Genomic DNA, 16,227 nt, shown 5'->3' with positions numbered 1-16,227 from the left:
TAAAGGGGCAAAACCCCCGATTAGTAAAGAGTAAAAGGCTATGTGCCTACCCATATAGGTTAATCTGACTAAACTTATTGTACCATGAAAATGAAGTCGCTTTACATCGCTTGCATTATACTACTGGTAGTTAATTGCCTGGAACTTTACCTTATTATAGAGCTTTCGGGCTATGCAGAACTCGTGTCTTATGGCACAAATGGAGAGCTGCTTACCGAAAGTCCTTATAAAATGGTTATAGTATGTATGGTAACGGGGGTTTCTAACCTTTTGTTTATCGCCGCGATATTTATGCGTAGCATTATATTTTCTGACGTATCAAAGGTTTAGTCTGGTTAATTTAATGGTTGGGGGGGCTGCTTGCTGAGGCAGCCTCCTTTTTTTATATCTTAACCCATATAAAGCTAACCTTACTATAAATAATATAGAAGGGAGTTTTAAGTCTTATGTTTCAAAAAGAAGGCTTTAGCTACTTATTATTGTAGCCAAATCTGCGTAGCTGAAAGTTATTGCTGCGCCAGTCTTTATTAACCTTTACAAACATTTGCAGGTGTATTTGCTTGCCAAAGAATTTTTCGAGGTCGGCACGTGCAGCTATGCCCACTCTTTTAAGGGCAGCGCCTTTATGGCCTATAATGATGCCTTTTTGGGTATCGCGCTCTACCATGATTACCGCACGGATGCGGATGATGTCATCATCTTCAATAAATTCTTCGGTCTCTATTTCTACCGCATACGGAATTTCTTTGTCGTAGTTAAGTAGTATTTTTTCCCTAATGGTTTCGTTTACAAAAAAGCGTTCGGGCTTGTCGGTAAGTGCATCTTTAGGGTAATAAGGAGGCGACTCCGGCAGTATCTCTAAAATGCGGGTAAATACATTTTGAACATTAAAGTTTTGTAATGCGCTTATAGGGTATATTTCGGCATTGGGTACTTTTTCTTTCCAGTGCTGTACCTGCTCTTCCAGCTGCTCCTGGGTAGACTTATCTATCTTATTAAGCAGTAAAAGTACAGGGATTTTAGTGTGTACGATCTTGTTGAAAAATGCTTCGTCTTTAAGTTCTTTTTCGCCTATCTCTACCATATAAATAAGCACATCGGCATCTTCAAAGGCTGTTTTTACAAAATCCATCATAGAACTTTGTAACTCATAAGCAGGCTTAATGATACCCGGCGTATCTGACAGTACTACCTGAAAATCTTCGCCATTTACAATGCCCAGTATGCGGTGGCGCGTGGTTTGTGCCTTACTGGTAATGATAGAAAGGCGCTCGCCCACAAATGCGTTCATCAGTGTGCTTTTGCCCACGTTTGGGTTGCCTATTATGTTTACAAAACCTGCCTTATGTGCCATAGTGATATCCTTTAATAAAAAAAGCCATCAATATAATGGCTTATGGATTTTATGGTACAAAGGTATTATTAATTATCGGCACATACAACAGTGGGTTTACACCCCAAACAGCGCGTTATTGTCAGTAACTTAGTGACTGTTATTTAAGATATTTATTCATTGCCTTGTGAACAATCGCTCTTGATTTGTAAACTTGCTTTTCAAAAGAGTCAGTTTCAAATGTTGCTGCACAACGTTTGAGATAAGAATGATAATTAGACTGTTTCTTATTATTTACTGGTCTGTGTTTAAATTCATAAAACCCTCTATCATTTAAGACCAAGTTATATCTCTTCCTTTTCATTTTCTTATCTTCGGTTCCATCACCATCTAAGTATTTAAGAGGTAAGTTGTAAATCTTTTTTACTTGACTCTTAAAGATGGCACGTTTAGCATTTGGATTTTGCTCACTCGATTTTATTGCACGTTTAGCTTTTCTTTTAACCACACTTATCAGTTTACGATAGTACTTCCCTAAATTAGAAGATTTAATTCCTACATTGTGCCCTCTAAATTCAAAACCTAAATATGAAAGAGCTGCAGTTTTTTCATTACCCAAACTATCTAGAGAAAAGCAGGTTAGTTTCTGAGAAGCTTTATTTTTGGGATGAGCAACATTTTTAAAAACATAACGCTCCGTTTTTTCTTTACTAATCTTGATTTTATATTCCTCGATTAAATCATAAGTGAACTTCTCTATTTCGCTCATTTGTTCAGCTTTGCAAACTATCAAAATATCATCTGAGTATCTCCTGTAAAATCCACCTAATTTATAATGAACGAATTCCAATATCTTTCTATCAAATTCAAGAAGATATATATTAGCTAATAAAGCGCTAATTGGTAACCCTTGGGGAATGCCAATATTTATTTTTCGAGTTTCAAATTTCGATTTATCTTTATTGTCAACTTCTCTATAAAAAGGATTTGAATAAACAGGAAGCAAACCTTCCTTAATTGCATTTCGAAAATCCTCGTTGGTTTCAAAAAAACATCTATATCCTTTATTTCTTCTTATACTTGCTAATTTACTTTCATCAAAAGGTTTTTTTCTTCCATTTTTAGATTTGTTGCCAATTCGCAAATCATCCCTCAAAACATACCTAAATTTAGTACATGATCTAAAAACATTGTAATGATCAGGAGGAAGTTCGTCTTTGCCCAATAATTTAGCCCATTGTTGTTTTATGTAAGAATGATCTAAAGAAGAAAAAAAACTTTTTAGGTCAATTGCTAATACACCTATTTCTTCATTCTCACTACGAGTCTTTATCTCATCGAAACATTCTTTTGCGAAATGCATATTTGCTCTGCCTTTGCCTGAACCCTCAAAAGTTTCAATTTTTCGATAGGCTATGATTGCCTTGTTTAATTCGTCATCAATAGCCAATTCTTTTTCGTAAGGAACCCGAAGTTTTTCAGCATAACAGCCGTAAACAAGTGCATCGAAATGGCTTGCATAATGCAAAGGCCGCAACTTAGCATTCCTGACTGGCTTTAGAGATCCAATCTCATAATGGGTATGTCGGCGGATATGGGTGGTATGTTTTTCAGCATTGCCCTTTTTATATTTACGGTCAGAAATAAAAGTATGCAATAAGGGATAAAATGCATATTTCGCTACAAAAGATGGACTTTCAATTTTCTTTACAATTAATGATTTATCATCCCTTAATTGAAGTGAGGGGGATAAATGTATGTAACCTTTTTCTTTTAGCCATTCTGGTGGTTTACCCATATTCCTAAAAAATAAATCCTGGAGATATCAATAACGTTTTAAAACAACATACACTCTCTCGAGTTGGATTAGTACCCAGTTACTGAGTCATTGGTAATTCGAGTAAATATATAATAAACACTATGAAAGCGATTAAACTATTTGTACCTTTACTGACAAGCCTGATAGCAGGTGATGCATTAGGAACTATGTTCAATGTATTAAATATGATTTCTGCGACTGTTTTAACGTTAAAACAGAAGCAGAAGAATAAATCTTCAGCCCTTGAAAATCTATCTATTTTCAAGTGATCATGCAAGTATACTTGTGCGATCTATAATCCACCAGATGTTATTTCACTTTACTCCAGGATTGGTTCAAATATAATGTTAAAATTTATATATTTGAATAACCAATTCAACAAAATTTATGATAACATTTCAATCGGGTGGGTTAGCAGCCTACAATTCACATCCATATTACAAAAATGAAACATCTTATAAAATAACAGCATACGCTGACTACACACCGCCAATTTTAATTATAATTGAATCTAAAATTAGCAAATATGATGCGGATACAGGACTATCATTAGGACAGTCAGTATATTGTGCTTATTACAATTCAAATAATGGAAAATTAGAATCTAAATGGATAAATGGCAATCTCCTAAATCCCCTAATTGCTAAACCGAGCATTTTTATTGAAGATATAAAATTTAAAGATAATATCACTCAGAAGGAAGTTGAAATTGTCATCAAAACTATATATCTCAATAAAAAAGTAGCACTAAAATCTTTAGATTTAGAGCTTAAAAAAGTTAAAGCACATAGGTCTTTCGAAAAAGATAAATTCATAGAAACAAATCACTTAGAGTTTCTTCCTCCAATTATGACAATCATTGGGCATAGATTTCCTGATGAGAAGAAAAAATTTTGTGAAGATACCGGCAGATTAAAAATTGATTTTAAATGCAAGTGGTATAATTCAGCTTCAAAATCTTTTTCGGAAGAATTTCTCCCATATCAGGTTTTACAATTAGTGAAAGAAACTTCAGAACTTTTTGGGCCAGATATCCTTTCAGATCTTAAAATAGTAATCGAATCAAATAAATTAATAAAAATAAACGTTAAAGATAAAGATGTCTTTCGTTTAGAAGGAAGAGATCCATTGATAGAAATTGCTAGTACAATTTTGGAACCTACGGACATTTATTTTAAACATTATCACTACATTTTTCAATCATTCAATTACGTTTCCCAAAATAAACAAATAACAAAACTCAATAGAGTCTTTGAAACTAAAGAACAAGGAGATGTTTTCGGAGCGTCATATCCTAGTTACAATAATGGATCTAGAAAAAGAGTTATAGATTGTCATTTTAATGAAGGTCAATACTATTTAATACAATATAAAGATCAATTTGACAGAATAACCAAACGTATTATTAAGGTCATAGACTTGTTAATTTACATTAAGAATTCTGATGAATTTAAAATTAAATATAAAATAGATGAAAGTGTAAATTCTGAGGGCGTTGAATTTGCCAATTTCTACTATGAAGAAGCGGATGGTTCAATAAGCAGTAGAGTCCGTATAATGTTAAATGACAAGCCAACACAGTCATTTAAATTAAGAGAAGTCGTCGAAGATATTAATCTTGATTGTTTTATAGTTGCAAACTGTCTCCTTCGAAAAGGGAAATTCAGAAATTTTAAACTTAACAATATTTTAAGTGCTACAGAAATTATTGATGGGAACTTACTTTTTGAAAGGTAAGTTCCCATCAATAATTATTACTTGGAACAGATATCTATTTCTATTATTCGTTCCAATATTTACACCCCAAACAGCGCGTTATTCTCCATCGCCGTTACCAGTGCAGTGGTGTCTTTTAGCAGTACGGGATTTTTAAACGATTCTGTATGGCGTTCGTGGTGCGCATCAGACCCTGCAAAATCGATCATACCTTCGTTAAGCAGTTTTTGGGCTATTTCAAAAACCGGTTTGCCATAGTACCCCGTAACCGAAAGCAGGTTGATCTGGAATTTGCATCCAGCCTGTTTTAGTTTCTTATATTCTTCCTGTTTAAAGTGATAAAACAGGTAACGTTCCGGGTGGGCAAGTATAGGCTGGTAGCCTTCCATCTGGAGGTCAAAAATTATATCATATAATTGCGCCGGTGCGTTGAGGTACGACATTTCTACCAGGACATTATTGTCTTTTAGGGTAAGTAATGGCTCTGTCTTTATTTTCTTTAAAAAAACATCATCCATAAGGTACTCTGCGGCTGCCTTAAACGGGTGTGTAATGCCTTGCCCTTTAAGGTAATCTTTATGGGCGGCCTCTACGCCTTGTATACCCTCGCGGGTATTGTTCCATACACCCGTAAGCACGTGTGGTGTGGTTATAAATTGCGTAAACCCATAGTCGCGAAGGCTGTTTATAAGCGTAAGCGAATGGTTTTGATCCTTGGCGCCATCATCTATACCCGGCAGCAGGTGCGAGTGTATGTCTACATAACCGTTAGGTATAAGGCTGTCCAGGCGGACTTTTGGCTTTTTAAAGAAAAACAAGGTGATGAGGTTTAATAAGGTTATAGCACAAAAATAGCGAAACGTTTTTATTTTAAAACTTTTGCAGCAGCTTATTTGCCGCGCCTCCAGCTGCTTTTTTTAATTACAGGAATAGCTTCCCTAAAGAGCATTACTGCAATAAGCGCTACAAGCGGCAGTACTATAAACAAGTGTGGCTTGTTAAGCATAAAGATTATGTATATAAAAACTAAAGCCAGTAGTACTATAGCTATTATTTGTGTTGCTCTTTTGTTTTTAGCAAAGCTAAAGTACAAGAGTACCAGCATAAGCGGGTTTACCAGGAGTACATTATAGTTTTGCGATATTTCTGTATGAAAAGAATAAAGGCCTACTACAGAAAAGAAAATGCCTAACAAACCAAAAATGGCATACAATGACCTTCTTATTACAATGTTATTAGAAATTGCCATAAGTATAAGGCAGGCGGCAATAAAGGTGTAAAAGTTATTCCATATTGATGTTTCTGGTTCGGCGGTGCTTTTGTGAATAGTTTGTACCGGGCCAGAAAGGGGACTGCCATCGGCAAGTTTTGTGTTTTCTATGCCTTGCAGTAACTGTATGGGCAGGAAAAGGTTATGCAGGGTAGAGTCTGTCCTGTAACCAAATATCAGGCTGATGCCCAGGTTTTCGTAAAAGCTGTTGTGCAGCCTTTCTACTACTATCTTGCGGTACGTTTTACCTTCATCTTCATTTTTTGAAGAAATTTTTACAGGCAGGTGCGCATTTATAATATCTGCCACCATGGTCGTACAGTTGCGCTCAAAGTATTTGTAAGTGTAATATTTACTGTCAGAAACAATATCTGTAGCCAGCTTATCGGCAATTTGTTGTTTCTGTTGCCGGGTAAAGTTTAGTTTTTGCTCCAGTACGTCGCGGTTGTAGTACTGATAGGTGTACACAAAATCGGCATAGCTGTTTACCGCGGCATAATATTGCAGGTCGCCTTTTACAAATTTTGTGTAAAAGTTAGGGGTGTCAAAATTAAACATCCCATAATTGTATACTACATCCATGCCTGTGGCAGGATCTGCAACGCGAATGCCGGTGTGCCCAAAAACCGAATAAAGTTCATTACCCGGTCCGCAGGTAATCAACGAGATAAACGACCTGTCTGATAAAGTGGTTTGAGATTGCACGTAGTTTGACATTGCCAGTAATAAAAATACCAGCAATAGCCGTAGCCGCGAAATGGTCTGCATTTTGTTTTTGGATATAAAGTTTTAGCGCCTAAAGATACCCAAATCTACCTTAAGAGAAAATATATTTGAATATAAAGCAACGCTTTGGTCACCAATGTCGGTAAGGGCATAATCTACCTGTACGCCGCGGTATTTAAAACCCACGCCAATGTTTGGCTGAAAGGTCATTTTCTGCCTGTTGTCTATCTGCATTTCATTCTGGAAGTTACCCACCCCCGCACGAAGAAATACCATGTCGATATAACCAAACTCAAACCCCACAGCAGGGTCTATACTTACAAAGTCAAGGTTTACAAGGTCGTTTGTTTTAGCAAACTGCATATTAAGGTTTACGGCCGCCATAAGGCTGTAATCGTTATGAAACATAAATTTTTTAGAGACACCAAGTTGTGCCTTTGGTAGTGTTATCTCGGTAGTTTCGGGCAGTTCCTGGTTTTGTCCCGGTATGGCGTCGCTTATGGTTTTAAACTCCTCTTCGTCTATCGCCCATACATTATAAGTAGTGGTAATGTCACGCAGCATAAAGCCAAGCTTCCACTCATTCTTAGTTTCATATTGCATCCCGAAGTCAAACCCAAAACCCCATGAGTTGGCAAATTTGCCAATAATGCGGCGTATTACTTTAGCGTTAAAGCCATAGGTAAAACCATCCAGCGGTGCCTTGCGGGCATAGCTAAGGGTAAAGCCATAATCGGCAGTAGAAAAAAGGCTGATGCGGTTGTAGTCAATATTGCCCTGGTCGTCTATAAGCTGCGTGGTGTTAAGAATGTCGTCTACCCCAAAACGTATTATAGATACCCCAATGGCGCTACGGTCATCCAGCGGCATGGCAAATGCGCCGTAGTCATACTGGGCAATGTTAGCAAAGTAACTGGCGTGCATAAGGGCAAGCTGTTTGTCTTTTACCTGCATAAGGCCTGCGGGGTTCCAGTAGCCCGAATTTACATCGGCAGTACTGGCCGTTACAGCATTGCTCATGCCCAGCGCAGCAGCATCTACCCCTATGCTCATAAATTCGTTAGAATATTTACGGGTAGTTTGTGCGCCTGCAGTAATAGCGGCAAATAAAAGTATGACAGAAAGTAGTTTTCCCAACACGGTAAATTTGTGCAAATATGATATAAAAATCTCAATTACTAAACTCCGTTTCTATTAACTTTATTGTATTACCTTTGTGTTTAAAAATTAACCTTTATGCCGTTTAAAAGACATATCCCTAATTTAATTACCCTCTTAAACCTTGCTTCGGGGCTTATTGCCTTAATTTTCGCGTTTAATACCAACTGGCAAATGGCCTTCTTTTGGGTTAGCATGGGGATATTCTTTGATTTTTGGGATGGCTTCTTTGCCCGTACCCTTAAGGTATCGAGCCCTATAGGCTTGCAGCTAGACTCGCTTGCAGATATGGTAACAAGTGGGGTAGTACCCGGGCTTGCCATATTTCAGATGCTTGCCGGTATTGCAGATATGCAGGAAGAGCTAAACCTGCAAAGTGATAATTTTTATATGGGCTTACTGCCTTATGCAGGGTTTATCATAACCCTTGCATCAGCATACAGGCTTGCTAAATTTAATGTAGACACCCGTCAGACAAATTCGTTCATAGGCCTGCCTACACCGGCAAATGCCCTGTTTATAATGAGCCTTCCGGTAATACAGATATACAGCGACGGCGATGGTATTATATTCGATTTGCTAAGTAACCCTTATGTGCTTGTGGGCATCAGCCTGCTTAGTGCCTATATGCTTAATGCTAATATTCCGCTGTTTTCGCTTAAAATAAAATACTTTAACTGGGAGACTAATAAAGTGCAGTTTACTTTTCTGATTATCTCGGTATTGCTGCTGTTCTTTTTGGCTTACCTTGCCATACCACTTATTATATTGCTGTATGTTTTACTCTCAGTAATCAATAATACGTTTTGGCAGGCCAAATAAAACCTTCAGGAAATAACGGAAGAAAACGCACTGCGGCTGCCCGAAACCCAATGGATGCCGTAAGGACTACGCGCACCGTGCGCAAACCGGCTACCCGCAAAAAAAAGACTTCTGCTAAAGGTACACTTACGCCTTTAAAGATACTAAAGTACGCTTTTATAACGCTGCTGGTGTCATTTGTAATTGCTGCCGGTTACCGCTACCGTCATGGCTTTTTATATTACCTGGGCTTTAAGACAGATAAGCGCATCAATGTACTTACTAAAGAAGAACGTAAGATTGCCGACCTGCGTATTTATGAGATTGTAAGCCGCCACAAAGACCGTGTTTTTGGTATGGATGTGTCGCACTACCAGGGCAAAATACAGTGGGATAGTATAGAGCGAAGCAAAGGCGACTTTCCGCTCGATTTTGTTTTTATACGTGCTACTGCGGGTAAGAATGCTACAGATACGGAATTTTTACGCAATTGGAAGAACTCAAAAAATGCAGGATTCATTCGTGGGGCATATCATTATTACCGCCCCGACGAAAACTCGGTGCTACAGGCCGATAATTTTATAAAAACGGTTACCCTGCACAAGGGCGACCTTCCCCCGGTTATTGACATCGAAAAAGTACCCAGCGGGCAAAGTCTGGACAGCCTGAAAAGCGGCCTGAAACGATACCTTGCTAAAGTAGAAAAACACTATGGCGTAAAGCCTATTATATATAGTGGCGAAAGTTTTTATACCGATTTTTTAAAAGAAGAGTTTACAGGCTACAACCTCTGGATAGCCAATTACAGTTTTTTTGAAGACGAGATACGTAAAGAGTGGCTCTTTTGGCAATTTACAGATAAAGGTGCTGTTAAGGGTATCGACGGTACTATAGATGTAAACATTTATAACGGCGGCCTGCAAGACTTAAAGCAGTTGCAAATTCCGTAATGTTTTATTTTTTTGCCACTAATCCCACGAATTTACACCAATAGCTTAGGCATAAAAAAATGTGACAATTTGTGAAACTCTTGGCTAAATGCAACAATTAAGCAGGTTTAAAAACTTTACAAGTTGATAACTTTCGACTTTTCAACTTAAAAACGTACTTTTGCAAAAAATTAAAACAAGCTGATGAATAATATCGTAGCCATAGTGGGAAGGCCTAATGTAGGGAAGTCTACCTTTTTTAACCGCCTCATTCAGCGCAGAGAAGCTATTGTAGACTCTGTAAGCGGCGTTACGCGCGACCGTAATTACGGAAAAAGCGAGTGGAACGGAAAAGAGTTTTCGGTAATTGATACCGGAGGTTATATAAAAGGTAGTGATGACGTTTTTGAGGCCGAAATACGCCGCCAGGTAGAACTTGCCATTGATGAAGCCGATGTTATTGTGTTTCTTGTTGATGTTGAAGAAGGTATTACACCTATGGATGCCGAAGTAGCAAAACTGCTTCGCAAAGTTACCAAGCCGGTGGTTTTGGCAATAAATAAGGTAGATAACTCAATGCGCGAAAAAGATGCGGTAGAGTTTTATAACCTTGGCCTTGGCGAATACTATACTATAGCGGGTATGAGTGGCAGCGGTACAGGCGAATTGCTTGATGCCATTGTAGACTTATTGCCGGAAGCTGTAGCACCCGATGAAAATGCCGAGGTGTTGCCGCGCTTTGCAGTAGTAGGCCGCCCTAATGCAGGTAAATCATCATTTATCAACGCGCTTATTGGCGAAGACCGTTTTGTGGTTACTGATATTGCAGGTACTACCCGCGATGCCATTGATACTACTTACAACCGTTTTGGGTTTAAATTTAACCTTGTAGATACAGCGGGTATCCGCCGTAAGGCAAAGGTTAAGGAAGACCTTGAGTTTTATAGTGTAATGCGATCTGTGCGTGCCATAGAGCATTCAGATATATGTATACTTGTTATAGACGCTACCCGTGGTTTTGAAGGGCAGGACCAGAGCATCTTCTGGCTGGCAGAAAAAAACCGTAAGGGTGTAGTGATCCTGGTTAACAAATGGGACCTTGTAGAAAAAGACACCATGAGTACCCGCGATTACGAACTTAAAATACGCGAAGAGCTGCAACCGTGGACGGATGTGCCTATCCTGTTTGTATCTGCACTTACAAAGCAACGTTTGCTTAAGGCGCTTGAAACGGCTGTAGAGGTGTTTGAAAACCGCAAGCAGCGTATTGCTACCAGCAAGCTAAACGAAACCATGCTGCCAATAATAGAAAACAACCCGCCGCCGGCACTAAAAGGTAAGTATGTAAAGATTAAATTCTGTATGCAGCTGCCTACGCCTACGCCGCAGTTTGTATTCTTCTGTAACCTGCCGCAGTATGTAAAAGATCCATACAAGCGTTACCTTGAAAATAAAATGCGCGAAATATATAATTTAGAAGGTGTGCCTATCGATATTTATTTCCGCCAGAAATAATAAAACAAAAAACCGCAGTGAGAACTGCGGTTTTTTTATTGACCTATCTTTTACTGCTTTACAAACTCAAGGTTTTTGGCCCGTTCATGGTTATACATAAAACCGGTTACCGTGCCTGAAGCATCCTTCTTAAAACTGATTTCACCGTATTTTGTGCCAAAATCTTCTCCTTCGGTGTGTATTATCCAGTCTGTTTTATTGTTGGCAAGCTTAATGTAAAGCAAGCCTTGTTTAGTGAAAAATTTAATATCCTGTTTTAGGCCTGCACAATGATAAGAGCCTTCATACACCTTATAGGCAGGATTTTCAGGCATTTTCTCAACACGGCTAAAATCGGTTATTTCTTCGCCTTCAATACTTTTTATCTTTTGGGCTTTACCATCTTTTATATCGCTGAACACCATGGCTATTGATGTGCCTTCAATCATAAAACGATGTGGGTCTGCGGTAGGATTCAGGGTGGCATTTATGGCTTCGGCAAGATATGTAAGTACAAGCCTTCCGTGGTTTTCCTCTATTAGCACATATTCATTTTCACCAAGTATATAATTGCCTGAATAAAGCATAAAATCTGGTATTAGAACCGGTGCTGTTTCGGTGGTTTTAGAAGGATAGCGGTACTGAAAGCCAAGAAGGTTGTCTACCGATGCTATTATGGCATCATTACGTTTAAAATTGTCGTCGTTAGTAAGTATAATTGCGCCTACTTTATCTTCCGGAAAATAACCTAAAAAGGGGTGGTATCCTTCAACATCGCCACCGTGCTGTATCATGGTCTTAGAACGGTATGGCGAAATGAATAATCCTTTAGTATAGGTTACTTCTTCACTTTTGTAAGCATCGTCTTCGGTCATGGCTTTCCAAAAGGCATCGCCAAAAAGGTGGTGCTTTTGCATTTCTACAAGCCATTTTTCTAAATCGCCCAGCGTGCTGTATACACCGGCACCACCCACGGCGCTCTCGTCAGGGGCGGTAGGAGCGTAAGTGTTATTTTTTTTAGCATAACCGGTCGCCTTATTTTTAATGCCGTTTGCGGGCCTCAGGTAGTAGGCTGTATTCTTCATGCCAAGAGGTTTGAAAATATTTTTACGGGCAAATTCGCCAATGCTCTTACCCGAAACTTTTTCTACAATTTGCGCAAGGCACCAGTAGCCGGTGTTGCTGTAGTTCCATTTTTCGCCGGGGGCAAAGTCAGGTTGTAGTGAAACCATCATTTCTTTAATCTGGGCGTTGGTGTACTCTTCTGACTCATCACCCTGAATCGTGGCAAGTATCAGGAAATCTTTTAATCCGCTGGTGTGGGTAAGCAGGTGCAGCAACGTTATTTTCTCAGCATACGCAGGAAACTCAGGTATGTATTTGCGCAGGTTGCCATTAAGGTTTAGCTTGCCCTGTTGTTGCAGTAAAACAATGCACGCGGCCGTAAACTGCTTGGATGTAGAGCCAAGGTTAAATACACTCTCGTCAGTAATTTTGGTGTTTTTCTCCAGGTTGGCATAACCTGCATGGTTGTTGTAAACGGTTTTACCATCTTTAAGGATACGTACAGAAAGCCCGGGGCCATTTTTGCTTTCATAGGTTTTTACAATAGAGTCGATGGGTTTAAAATTGTCTTGCGCATGGGCAATAAAAGTACCTGCAAACAGTGTTGCAAGAAGTAGCGATTTGTTCATTGATTGATTTTTGACTGAACCGCAAATATAAGTACTGGTTGTGGTTCTGCCAAGAAATTGGGAGCTTTGGACTGTTAAAATAGCTTTGTGTTCTTAGTGCAAAACCCGGTGCGCATTGCGGTAAAAAAGTATTGAAAAAATTAGCGGTTAATTCCGATGATTAAAACACTATCCTACACATTTCAGTGCACACTTCTCGCCATCAATAGCAGCAGAGATAATGCCGCCGGCATAACCTGCACCTTCGCCACACGGGTAGAGGCCTTTTATCTGCAAATGTTCTAAGGTTTCGTTGTCGCGCGGAATACGAACCGGCGATGAGGTGCGCGATTCGGGCGCGTGCAATATGGCATCGTTAGTAAGGTAGCCACGCATTGACTTGCCAAACTCCTTAAAGCCTTCACGAAGTGTTTGTGTAAGAAAACCCGGAAATACCTGTCCCAGTTCTACAGGCGTAGTACCCGGAACATATGATGTTTTAGGTATATCTGCCGAAATTTTACTTTGTGTAAAATCTACCATACGCTGTGCAGGCACACGTTGGGTTTCTCCAGCAACACGCCATGCCTGTTGCTCAATAGATTTTTGAAATTCCATGCCCGCCAAAGCGCCAAATTTAGCAAAGGGAGCAAAGTCTTCGAGCTTAAGCTCAATTACAATACCTGAGTTTGCGGTTTCCTGGTCGCGCTTGCTGGGACTCCAGCCGTTAGTAACCACCTCGCCGGGGCTGGTAGCACACGGTGCTATAACCCCACCGGGACACATGCAAAAAGAGTACATTCCCCTGCCGGCAACCTGCTTTACAATGGCGTAAGGTGCCGGTGGCAGGAACTCGCCACGGCCAGTATTAAAATCGCAGCTGTACTGTATGCTGTCTATTAACGATTGCGGATGTTCAGCACGCACGCCAAGTGCAAATGGCTTGGCCTCGATAAATATTTTTTTACGGTCGAGCAGTTCAAAAATATCGCGCGCAGAGTGGCCTGTGGCCAGTATTATTTTATCGGCATTTATGGTGTCGCCTTTTTGGGTAGTAACGCCCGTTACAGCGCCACTCTTTATAAGAATATCGGTAACGCGGGTTTCAAAAAGTACCTGCCCGCCAAACTCGATTATCTTTTCGCGCATAGCCTTGATAATCTTTGGCAGCTTATTAGTGCCTATATGCGGATGGGCTTCTACCAATATTTCGGGTGAAGCACCAAAGGCTACGAACAGTTGTAGAATGCGATCTACGTCGCCGCGCTTTTTAGAACGGGTGTAAAGCTTACCGTCGCTATAAGTACCTGCCCCACCTTCGCCATAGCAGTAGTTAGAATCTTCGTCTACAATATGGTCGCGGTTTATGGCCTTCAGGTCGCGGCGGCGTTCCTGCACATCGCGTCCACGTTCTAAAACAATTGGCTTTAAGCCAAGCTCTATCAGTTGCAGTGCGCCAAATAATCCGGCTGGTCCTGCGCCAATGATTATTACCTCCTTAGCATTGCTCACATCTTTGTATTCCGGTAGCGGAATGGTAGTTTCGTGGTATTCTTCGTTAAGGTACACGTTAAGCTTAAGGTTTATCTTAATGCTTTTTTGGCGTGCATCTATACTGCGTTTAATAATAGCAATGTGGGTAATGTCAGCAGGGCTAACACTAAGTAGTTTAGCTACGTGATTAGTAAGCAGCGGCATTTGTGCTGCTACCTCTGGGGCTACCTGCAATGAAAGTTCTTTTGGCATGGGGCAAAAATAAGAATTTTTTACTTGTCATTGCGAGGTACAAAGCAATCTCATAAGGATGTACGGTTTATCAGTTTTTATCAGATGCTGCACTCGGGTGTGTGCGAAAAGCCTCCTGGGGTTATTGTCGATACTTAAATGTTGAAAAAATTGCGCAGCGCAGTAATTAATTCGTCCGACGTAACACCACTTACTGATTTGTATGTTTGTCCTGGATTTTTGTCATAATCCAACTCAAGATTATAATCGTATTTCTGCGTTTCATCTTCTGCGTAATTATATCCGGATATATATATAAGTCTGGATTCTGTTTTTAATCCAAAGCTGCATAGGTCGGCATCCCAATAGTCTGCAAATTGTAACTGACTGAAATTCTCAAGTGATTTTAATTTTTCGACAAGATCCAGTATGATTTTATCTTTTTCCATGCTCTTGTTATAATTGATATTATTGCTGATTCTCTTTCTCTTCAAAAGCATGCAATGCAAAACTCGCAAGCCAGTGCTCGCCTTCATAATTGCCATCTACCACGGCAGGAAGCGAGTAGTTAAGATGCTTGTCGGCAAGGGTATTCAGGTGGCTCAGCTGTTTCGGGAACTGTTTTGCCAGGTGGTAAAAGTTCCAGGCGCGGCTAAAGTTGAGTCCGTCCAGATGTACCAGCAGGCCATCGGTACGGTCAGATACTTTGCCGGGTTCCCAGTTATAGTTTTTGTCAAACAGCTTTGGCGCAAAATCCTTCAGCCATTTCAGGAACTCTTTTTCAGGCATAATGCGTTGCATGATCCCAATCTCTTCCATACAGGGCGAAAGAAAATCAGTACCGCTGGGTTCCCATTCAAACGGCCCGTTTTTATCGTTCTTAAAAAGGCGCAGGGCATTTTCGCGAATGCTGTTTTGTAGGGGAATGTTTTTTGTCTGCACGGCATAATCCCATGCGAATGATAATCCGAAAGCCGTGTTAGGGTGTGTACCCACGCGAAGTGCATAATTTAATTTCGGCAAAAATTCGATATAACGTTCAGAAACCAGTTTGGTAAGCGGCAATAAATTTTGCGAAAGTTTTTTTGCGAACGGCTCATTATAGGCGTCAAGTTCCTGTTGCAGTTTTAACAACCATGCCCAGCCGTAGGTGCGCTCAAAAGATTTTTCGTGTTTTTTAGATATGTACGCCACTTCCTGTGCAATGTTCTCTTTGCTAAGGTTGGTATTGAGCTTGCTTATTATTTCTTCACGATTTTCAAGGTTAGGAAAGTGCTTAAGCAAATATACCAGGCTCCAGTGCCCATGTACTGATGAATGCCAGTCAAAGCAGCCATAAAAAGCGGGGTGAAGCTGCCTGGGTGTACCAAGTTCTGAAGCATCGGCAAGTAGCTGTCCTAATTTATTGGGATATTCCTGTTGCAGGCACTTAATGGGCAGTTTTGCCAGGCCGTTAGCACGCTCTGTGGTAAGTTGTTGTGCGAAAGACAGGGTAGTAGCAAACAGTAATACTGTGGTAAGAATCTTCATGTAATCGGCTTTTTTCAAAAGTAAGAAAAGTTTACAGCCTTTGCGAATCTTTG

15 protein-coding genes are annotated in these 16,227 nt (G+C 39.9%); 6 read left to right on the top strand and 9 right to left on the bottom strand.

All coding sequences use genetic code 11. From position 1 onward, the window contains the following. Positions 1-84 precede the first annotated feature (84 nt). Entirely contained in the window at positions 85-330 is a 246-nt protein-coding gene (locus DYH63_RS14290) for a hypothetical protein (protein WP_116789441.1), read from the top strand. 139 nt (positions 331-469) lie between these two features. Here DYH63_RS14290 and era read toward each other — a convergent pair whose 3' ends face one another. After that, entirely contained in the window at positions 470-1,354 is an 885-nt protein-coding gene (gene era / locus DYH63_RS14285) for a GTPase Era (RefSeq protein ID WP_116789440.1), read from the bottom strand. A gap of 139 nt (positions 1,355-1,493) precedes the next feature. Continuing rightward, a complete protein-coding gene (locus tag DYH63_RS14280) occupies positions 1,494-3,131 on the bottom strand; it encodes a reverse transcriptase domain-containing protein (protein WP_116789439.1) in 1,638 nt (545 codons plus the stop codon). A gap of 122 nt (positions 3,132-3,253) precedes the next feature. Between DYH63_RS14280 and DYH63_RS21340 the strand changes: the two genes are divergently transcribed. Both DYH63_RS21340 and DYH63_RS14275 read left to right on the top strand, forming a co-directional pair. Next, a complete protein-coding gene (locus tag DYH63_RS21340; RefSeq protein WP_162927036.1) occupies positions 3,254-3,421 on the top strand; it encodes a hypothetical protein in 168 nt (55 codons plus the stop codon). 118 nt (positions 3,422-3,539) lie between these two features. Next, entirely contained in the window at positions 3,540-4,889 is a 1,350-nt protein-coding gene (locus DYH63_RS14275) for a hypothetical protein (protein WP_116789438.1), read from the top strand. A gap of 59 nt (positions 4,890-4,948) precedes the next feature. Here DYH63_RS14275 and DYH63_RS14270 read toward each other — a convergent pair whose 3' ends face one another. The 3 genes from DYH63_RS14270 to DYH63_RS14260 all read right to left on the bottom strand — a co-directional run bounded on the left by DYH63_RS14270 (position 4,949) and on the right by DYH63_RS14260 (position 8,001). Then, complete coding sequence (locus DYH63_RS14270; protein ID WP_162927035.1) at positions 4,949-5,686, bottom strand: tyrosine-protein phosphatase; 738 nt, start codon at positions 5,684-5,686, stop codon at positions 4,949-4,951. Positions 5,687-5,757: 71 nt separating this feature from the next. After that, positions 5,758-6,906 (bottom strand): lipoprotein N-acyltransferase Lnb domain-containing protein, encoded by a 1,149-nt coding sequence (locus tag DYH63_RS14265; protein WP_116789437.1) that lies wholly within the window; start codon positions 6,904-6,906, stop codon positions 5,758-5,760. A 21-nt stretch (positions 6,907-6,927) separates the two neighbouring features. Then, a complete protein-coding gene (locus DYH63_RS14260) occupies positions 6,928-8,001 on the bottom strand; it encodes a putative type IX sorting system protein PorV2 (protein ID WP_240409010.1) in 1,074 nt (357 codons plus the stop codon). A gap of 99 nt (positions 8,002-8,100) precedes the next feature. Here DYH63_RS14260 and DYH63_RS14255 point away from each other — a divergent pair, with 99 nt between their 5' ends. From DYH63_RS14255 to der, 3 genes are all read left to right on the top strand, one after another. After that, on the top strand, positions 8,101-8,844 hold the full coding sequence (locus tag DYH63_RS14255; protein ID WP_116789436.1) for a CDP-alcohol phosphatidyltransferase family protein: 744 nt from the start codon (positions 8,101-8,103) through the stop codon (positions 8,842-8,844). Further along, positions 8,829-9,773, top strand: a complete 945-nt coding sequence (locus DYH63_RS14250; RefSeq protein ID WP_240409009.1) for a glycoside hydrolase family 25 protein — start codon at positions 8,829-8,831, stop codon at positions 9,771-9,773. Before DYH63_RS14255 ends, DYH63_RS14250 begins: the two co-directional genes overlap by 16 nt. 183 nt (positions 9,774-9,956) lie before the next feature. Next, entirely contained in the window at positions 9,957-11,267 is a 1,311-nt protein-coding gene (gene der / locus DYH63_RS14245; protein WP_116789435.1) for a ribosome biogenesis GTPase Der, read from the top strand. A gap of 50 nt (positions 11,268-11,317) precedes the next feature. Here the strand turns inward: der and DYH63_RS14240 are convergent, their stop codons facing one another. The 4 genes from DYH63_RS14240 to DYH63_RS14225 all read right to left on the bottom strand — a co-directional run bounded on the left by DYH63_RS14240 (position 11,318) and on the right by DYH63_RS14225 (position 16,174). Then, on the bottom strand, positions 11,318-12,940 hold the full coding sequence (locus DYH63_RS14240) for a serine hydrolase domain-containing protein (RefSeq protein WP_116789434.1): 1,623 nt from the start codon (positions 12,938-12,940) through the stop codon (positions 11,318-11,320). A 168-nt stretch (positions 12,941-13,108) separates the two neighbouring features. Further along, positions 13,109-14,665 (bottom strand): NAD(P)/FAD-dependent oxidoreductase, encoded by a 1,557-nt coding sequence (locus tag DYH63_RS14235; protein ID WP_116789433.1) that lies wholly within the window; start codon positions 14,663-14,665, stop codon positions 13,109-13,111. Positions 14,666-14,799: 134 nt separating this feature from the next. Next, positions 14,800-15,093 carry a hypothetical protein gene (locus DYH63_RS14230; RefSeq protein WP_162927034.1) on the bottom strand — a complete coding sequence of 98 codons (294 nt, stop codon included), beginning with the start codon at positions 15,091-15,093 and terminating at the stop codon, positions 14,800-14,802. Positions 15,094-15,112: 19 nt separating this feature from the next. Continuing rightward, entirely contained in the window at positions 15,113-16,174 is a 1,062-nt protein-coding gene (locus DYH63_RS14225; protein ID WP_116789431.1) for a DUF2891 domain-containing protein, read from the bottom strand. Positions 16,175-16,227: the final 53 nt, after the last annotated feature.

The organism is Flavobacterium psychrotrophum (assembly GCF_003403075.1).
Taxonomy (GTDB): Bacteria; Bacteroidota; Bacteroidia; order Flavobacteriales; family Flavobacteriaceae; genus Flavobacterium; species Flavobacterium psychrotrophum.
The sequence above is the reverse complement of the archived record's forward strand: the minus strand, read 5'-3'. Positions and strand labels throughout refer to the sequence as shown.